This window comes from Simiduia sp., assembly GCF_058345725.1.
The window spans coordinates 1-7147 of record NZ_JBTUOC010000038.1; the positions used below are offsets into that span (position 1 = coordinate 1).

The 7147-nt window shown below is 55.8% G+C and carries 7 protein-coding genes; 5 read left to right on the forward strand and 2 right to left on the reverse strand.

Annotation, left to right across the window (positions count from 1 at the left end; genetic code table 11):
* From ACW8F6_RS09500 to ACW8F6_RS09510, 3 genes are all read left to right on the forward strand, one after another.
* Window positions 1-759: RodZ family helix-turn-helix domain-containing protein (locus ACW8F6_RS09500; protein WP_491575626.1), on the forward strand; the 759-nt coding region annotated here is incomplete at its 5' end.
* On the forward strand, window positions 746-2473 hold the full coding sequence (locus ACW8F6_RS09505; protein ID WP_491575627.1) for a BatD family protein: 1728 nt from the start codon (window positions 746-748) through the stop codon (window positions 2471-2473). The genes ACW8F6_RS09500 and ACW8F6_RS09505, both read left to right, overlap by 14 nt.
* A gap of 48 nt (window positions 2474-2521) precedes the next feature.
* Window positions 2522-3049 (forward strand): cytochrome b, encoded by a 528-nt coding sequence (locus ACW8F6_RS09510; protein ID WP_491575628.1) that lies wholly within the window; start codon window positions 2522-2524, stop codon window positions 3047-3049.
* 35 nt (window positions 3050-3084) lie between these two features.
* On the opposite strand, the gene ACW8F6_RS09515 is transcribed toward ACW8F6_RS09510, so the two are convergent.
* Window positions 3085-3843, reverse strand: a complete 759-nt coding sequence (locus tag ACW8F6_RS09515; RefSeq protein WP_491575629.1) for a sulfite exporter TauE/SafE family protein — start codon at window positions 3841-3843, stop codon at window positions 3085-3087.
* A 108-nt stretch (window positions 3844-3951) separates the two neighbouring features.
* Window positions 3952-5748 (reverse strand): HDOD domain-containing protein, encoded by a 1797-nt coding sequence (locus ACW8F6_RS09520; RefSeq protein WP_491575630.1) that lies wholly within the window; start codon window positions 5746-5748, stop codon window positions 3952-3954.
* 130 nt (window positions 5749-5878) lie between these two features.
* Here ACW8F6_RS09520 and ACW8F6_RS09525 point away from each other — a divergent pair, with 130 nt between their 5' ends.
* Together ACW8F6_RS09525 and ACW8F6_RS09530 are read left to right on the forward strand one after the other, a co-directional pair.
* Entirely contained in the window at window positions 5879-6430 is a 552-nt protein-coding gene (locus ACW8F6_RS09525) for a hypothetical protein (RefSeq protein ID WP_491575631.1), read from the forward strand.
* A gap of 65 nt (window positions 6431-6495) precedes the next feature.
* Window positions 6496-6993 carry a pilin gene (locus ACW8F6_RS09530; protein ID WP_491575632.1) on the forward strand — a complete coding sequence of 166 codons (498 nt, stop codon included), beginning with the start codon at window positions 6496-6498 and terminating at the stop codon, window positions 6991-6993.
* Window positions 6994-7147: the final 154 nt, after the last annotated feature.

The following is a 7147-nucleotide window of genomic DNA, read 5'->3' on the forward strand; positions in this document are numbered from 1 at the left end:
ACGCTCTTCCGATCTGGTCAAATCGACGCAGCTATCCAAAGCTACCGAGAGGCCCTGAAGCGGGCCCCCGGCATGGAAGACGCCGAGGCCAACCTCGAACTTCTAGAGCAATTGAAACAACAATCAGACGCCGCGCAACAAGAGCAATCCACCGACGCCAACCAAGCGGATAAAAATAACGGGCGACCAAATTCCGACAGTGGCGAGCAAAACCACAAGCCCGTAGAGGGCGACAATCAGCAAGCGCAATCTGACCACAATACTAAGCAGCAAAACTCGGAGCAGCAGCCGCAAGCGGGCCCCGAAGATGACACCCGCGGGGACGGGGCACAGCCTGGCGCGGAAAGTTCGCAGGATGCCGCGTCCAACGAAGTCAACCCGACTGCGGGCGACCAAGGTCGGCCTGAAGAACCGCTGGGCGATTACGAGGACAGCCAGGCGGTTGATCCAAACCCCCAGACTGCAGATACTTCGGAGACCGATAAAACAGACGCGGCACTGGCCCGCGCAAATAACAACGACAGCGCAGATGCCTTAAATGAAGAGGCAGCCGAAGGCCGTGCCGCGCGCCCTGCCGATGCCCTGGATCACTTAAGCGATGAAGAGCGCCAAGCAATGGAGCAGTGGCTACGCCAGGTAGAAGACGACCCCACTGGACTGCTTAGACGAAAATTCGAATACCAATATCGACAGCGCCGCGCTGCAATTAAACAAGGTGAATGGCAAGCACCGGAGAACGATGCTCATGAACGCTGGTAACAGCTCCCACACAAATTACACCAAGGCTCACCCCACACACGTGCGCCTGTGGATGTTAATCATCTTACTGCTGTGTGCACCCAGCCTATTGGCTGCGGATATCAGTGCGCGCGTAGACCGCGCACGGCTCAGCATTGACGAAACCTTACAGCTTATGGTGCGGGTGTCGCCGCAAACCGATTCCGGCCCCGATTTCTCACAACTGGAAGCACAGTTTGATATTTTAGGACGGACACAGAATAGCCAGTACCGCAATATCAATGGTCAGGTGGAAGCCTTTACCGAGTGGCAACTAACACTGGCACCCAAGGCCACCGGCAAATTAATCATTCCGTCATTCGAGTACCAAGGCAGTTTCAGCGACGCCATTTTGCTGAATGTAACTGACGCCGCGGCCTTTGATCAGGACGCTGCCCCCGACTTGTTCCTGGAAGTTACCGTCGACAAAGAGCAAGCATTTGTCCAAGAACAAATTCTGGTCAACGTGAAGCTCCACACCGCAATCCCACTGCGCATTCAAGACGCCTCGGCCCTGACCGTTGACCACAGCCTGGTGGTAAATCTCGGCGATACGCAGTACCAGAAACGCGTGGGCGAGAAGGTCTACACCATCAAGGAATTGCGCTACGCCCTTTTCCCCCAAAAAAGCGGCACACTCGAAATACCCGTGCAAACTTTTACCGTCATTACCGGATCTAATCGCAGCTGGAGCAACCCCTTTCAAATCGATACTGGCGGCACCCGACGCGTCAGAAGTCGGGCCATTAGCCTTGACATCCAGCCAGCACCTGACCAGTTTGCGGGTAAAGACTGGTTGCCGGCGCAACAGCTCTCGCTAACCGAAGAGGGCCTGGAACACACCGGCGAATGGATGGTGGGTGAGCCACTGACCCGCAAAATTCATATCGCTGCGCGTGGGCTCACGGAAAACCAGATTCCCGCGCTGTCATTGCAGGCGCCCAAAGGCCTTAAATTTTACAGTGAGCCTGCTGATCGCAAAGACCAGGTGCACGCCGATGGCGTTAGCACCCTGATCACTGAAACCCATGCGATCGTACCCACGCAAGCCGGAGAATACACCCTGCCCGGCATTACCTTGCACTGGTGGAATACGGAAACCCAAACGACTGAAATCGCGCAATTACCTGCGCGCACAGTGACCGTTGCCCCCAACCCGGATTTGCCCGCGACACCGGACACAACACCAGACCTAACCCAGGCCGCCGCCATACAACCCGCCGCGCCGGCGCCCCAATCCCCTGCGGCGTCAACCCCCAACAACCATTGGTATTGGGTAAGTCTGGCGTTATTCATCAGCAATCTACTGACCCTGAGCCTCTGGTATTTTTTACACCACCGCCAACCCGCAGTAGACACTCCCGAGCCGAGCCCCGCACCGGCACCAGACTGGCAACAACTGGCAGAGCTGTGCGAAGGTGAACTGACCAGCGCGCGCGCTATCAAGATTCTGCGTTGGCTCGATAGCTGGGCCAAACCCTTCGGTAAACAGCCATTGACGGATCGTCTGACCAACGCCAATCTACACACGCTGGCAAAGGATGTAGCAGCGCTGGAAGCTTACGCCTACAGCCCAGACACCACCTTTACCGGCGCGCTCGACCGTATTCTTGCGCAAGTAAAGGCCACACGCCCTTCCGGCCCGGCCACAGCCCCTAAACGAGCGGCCGCATTGCGCCCGCTGTACCCCAACTAATTCATACGGCAACCACACAGCTGCCACCGACAATAACGAGGACACATTATGAACGATCAGCGCTATTCGCTTCTGAGCAGGCTATTGCACTGGTTGATGGCCCTGATGATTTTCGGCCTGATAGCGGTGGGCAATTACATGAGCGGACTGGCCGATGATGCGCCCGAACGCGCCTCCCTGATCGCCCTGCACAAAGCCACTGGCTTTATTTTTTTATGGCTGGTCTTGGTACGCCTTGGCTGGGACCTGGCGCGCGCAGCGCCGTCGCTGCCTGCGGCTTTTTCCAGTCTCGAACGCCGCTTGATCACCGCCACCAAACACCTCATGTATCTGGCCATGTTGGTGGTGCCCTTGAGCGGTTGGGCTATGTCAAATTTTGCCGGCTACGCGGTCAAACTGGGGGCCTTCAACGTGCCCTTACTGTTCGAAAAGAACCGCGCGCTCGCCAACTTTTTTCACGAACTACACGAATATGCGCCCTGGGTACTGCTGGCTTTGATTGTGGTGCACTTAACCGCCGTGATCTATCACAAGCTGGAGGGCGGTGAGAAAGATATCCTGCATCGCATGTTGTAATGACAGACTTTGCCCGGTGTACACCGGGCAGCTGCTCAATCCGCCAGCAGCGCCGCCGCGCTGGCCACCAGCGTCATCATTAATAAAAACCACTTTAGCACCCGCGGCTCCACTTTAATGGCAAATTTAACGGCCAGGTGCGCGCCAAATACAGCGCCCACGGCCAGCACCAGGCCCGGCACCCAAGCGACTAAACCGTCTGCCACAAAAATGAGCAACGCCACCAGCGTAAAGCCCAGTGCACAAATGACTTTTAAGGCATTGGCGCGCACCAGGTCAAAGCGCAGCGCACCGGTGATGGCCGCCAACAGCACGAAGCCCACACCGGCCTGTACAAAACCGCCATAAAAGCCCGCAAACAACAATCCAGCCAACCCCAGAGGTGAATCCTTAACAGATTTCGGCACCTCGTCCGCCGCCGGCGCCACCACAGACGGGCTCACCAAAATCACCACCGCCATAGCGATCATAGTGCCCAGCAAGAGAGGCTTAAGAATGGCGTTGGGGGCAAAGACCGCGGCCAGTGCGCCCAGTGCGCCGCCCACCAATGTGGGAAGCATGACCGGCACAATAGCCTCAACGGGCAGTCGCCCGTGCCGATGAAAACCGCGCACAGCGCTGATGCTTTGAAATACAACGCCCACCCGATTGGTGGCGTTGGCTACGTCGGCGGGCATGCCCATGACCATGAGCGCAGGCAGCGTAAGATTACTGCCCCCACCGGCAAGCGTGTTGATAATACCTGCGACAAAGCCTGTCACTAGCAACAATAGGTAGTAGATTTCAATGGTCATGTGTGCACCCCGTCAACCGGCGTGCATGTTAAGCTTTTACGTGACAGTTTGCGAGTTAGGCCGACTGCGCCAAGTCTGTAGCCGGGTAACTTTCGGACCATTCACACCTTAAGACTCGCCATCGATCACCGCAGCAGTTTGTTGCAAATCCGGTAACCGCTCGGCAAATTCCGCCAATAGTGGCACCAGTTGGCTGGCGGCACACTGTTGCGATTCGGCCAAGATGGCGCTGTAAGTGTCAAAGATGTCCGAGCGCGCATTTTCGCTCTCGGTGCCGGCCGGTAAGTCCAGTAGCGCGAGCATAAATTCTTCGGCGGAAAGTAGCAGCTGGGCTTCAGGCATCATGGCCACTTTGTCGACTGCTAATTGGCGCATCACCACACTCACCGATCGGGGCAACTGCCACTTGGCCAATAGCAAGGCACCTGCCTCGCAGGCGTCCACACCCAGCTTTAGCTTTTCCATTGCCAACAATTCTTGCGGCGCAACGCTGGTTTGTAGTGGTGCCAATAGCGCCTCCATTTTAGCTGGAAAACATTGCACCAGTACCAAGCGGCCAATATTGTGTAACAACCCCGCCAGATAAATGTCGGCTTGGTCCTCTTGTGATCGCCCTACTTTTCGATAAACGCTGGTAGCAAGCTGGGCCACACCCAACGACAGCAACCAAAAACGCTGTATGGAAAAAGATGGGCAGTTGCGCAGCTGAAAGCTGCCAGCAGCTATCACCGCTAATGCCAGATGACGCAGTTTATCGGCGCCAAAAACCCGCACCACCACATCCTTTATGGAGGCCGACTTTTTCATGCCGTAATAGGCGCTGCTGGCAATACTGATTAACTTGGCCGTTAAAACCGGGTCTTGTTCCACCAATTGTGACATCGCCTCTAGACTGGCATCGTCGCGCTGAATCATGGCCAATAGCTGGGAGGCAATGGCGGGCATATTAGGCAGCTGGTCGGGCGAAATCAGTATTTCAACGTCGACATCTTTGGAAAGCCGGCGATACTGCGCCTGGAATTTAGCGGGCGTGATGCCCTGCCAGCCCTTAAACGCCCGCTCAAAGGCGGCACGCTCGGAAAACCCCAGATAGGCGGCCAGACGATCGATAGATTCGCCTTCGCACAAGCGTGCAACAGCCTGACTATTGCGAAAGGCGGTGAATAATTCCCGAAAACTGACACCCTGCTCCGATAGCTGCCGGATCAGAGTGCGCTCACTCATGGCCAGCTCCGACGCTACCCACGCCTGGCTAGCCTGGTTTAAATCGTCCACGCCCTCTAAGAGGTCGTACACCTGGCTGGCAAGCCCGGTCTCCCCGCCGGGCCGCAAAAACGGCAAGGTATTGGCAAATAGGGGCAACAGTTTGGGGTTATGGGTGACAAAGGGCAGCTGTAGCAGTGCGGGATCGAAACGCAGAATTGCGGGCCCCTCGGGCGCTGTTATGGCCACCTCTTCGGCGTAAATAGACAGGAATCCACTGGCTTCTTGAGTCACCTCGGGCAGCGCGAGCCCGGTTAACTTAACGCCTGAGCCCACGGCTTGCCGAGTCAGATGCCAAAGCAGACCCACGGCATACGCTTTCAGCCAGACCACCGGATGGTCAATCTGAATAGTGCCCTGACCCACCTCAGAGAGATCCAACTGTAAGCCGGGCAACCAGCTCGTTAACACAGCGCCTTCCTCGCACAGGGCTTGGCGCAAATTGGGATTGGCCAGCCACCAGTAGCCCGGCACGCCCAGCTGTGCCGCTTGCAGCTGCTGAAAATAGCGCATCCACCCGGTTTTACCCAGCATCGCCTGCAGTGCTGTATGGGGTAGCCAGGCTTCAAGGCTGCCGCCTCCTGCCTCTGGGCTCGGCACCAGTATCTGCGCTACCAGCGCATCTTTTTGAGAGTCAGTCATGGCTTCCCCCCAAGCGCAGGGCGAGTCGGGGTGGATAATTGGCATCTTTGGTCATTTTTTCGGCGCCATCCGTCATGGGGCTTGTTCAATAGTCACTTTACACTTTAGTCCATGAAGAAGGAGTGAAAGCATGTCTCAGCAACTCATCTGGAATTTGGCCGGCATCGTGTACAAAGAGCAGGCCGTCAATTTTCTGAAGCGCTTTGAAGAGTCCCTGTGCGTCTTTTCAGGCTCGGTGGAGCAGGTCTATGCCAATTACAACATCTGGCCGGTCACTGCGGACAATAGCAAGTTGCTGGTACTGCCTAACCCCGACGCTCACCACGATACCTATCAATCTATTTGCACTGAAGCAGTTGTGCGCACCGGGCTGTTCATCGTACCCGGCGAAGCACTGGGCAAAACTGGCCTAATGTTGGCCAAACGCAGCAAGGCTACCGGTAAATTTCAGTTTACACCGCTGGCTGCCGGACTGAAATCCATCGCCGAACGAATGCCCAAATCGGAACCTTTCCTGCCGGTGATTACTAACAAAGACCTGCGCGAGCTAAACAAAAGCGCACCTATATTGCACCTACACCGGGTAAAGCCCTCCCTACTAAAGGACCTATCGCGCTTTGATTCCAGCTCACTGCAAGAAACGATTCAGGCCAAGATGGATAAATTTCTGCTGTGCGCTTAACAGAATTGCGCATGCGCGCGCCAACCATAGCTGACGGTTACTGCTAAACCCGCTATGCTAGCGCCATGCGCAAACCAATTCATACACAGCCACGTAACGGCTTCACTTTGATCGAAATGATGATCGTACTTGCGATCATCGCCATTTTAGTGACGCTGGCCATTCCGAATAGCAAGGGTCGCCTGACGCGTGTTCAGATTGAAGAGTCGCTGGCGCTGGTGTCAGATTTTCAGTCACAGGTTGTGGCCTACTATAAAGTCATGGGAGAGTTCCCTGCCGACAATCAAGCGTTAGGCATGCCCGATCCAGAAAAAATCGTGGGTAATTACTTTGTCGCAGTCACACTGGAACAAGGCGCTCTACATATGGAACTGGGTAATAAAATCGGCGAGGGACAAGCGGGCCGTGTGGTAACGATTTACCCAGTATTTGTGCAAGGGTCACCCCAAAGTCCGGTTTCCTGGGTGTGTGGTTTAAGTGCCGTGCCCGCCGGCATGAAGGCGGCGGGCGATAATTTAACCGATATCGAGCTGGCCTACTTACCCACCCGGTGCCGCTACTGATCCATCGCCCGCCACCCAGTGCACAGTCAGCGCCCACCCCTTTTGCGCCAGTGCTTAGATCATTGAAAGCCACCTTTGGCACAGATCAAATCCAGCAGATTAATGGGTTAAATTAGCTATTGGTCTCTTTCGCCGTTTCAATGGCTGGCTTTTC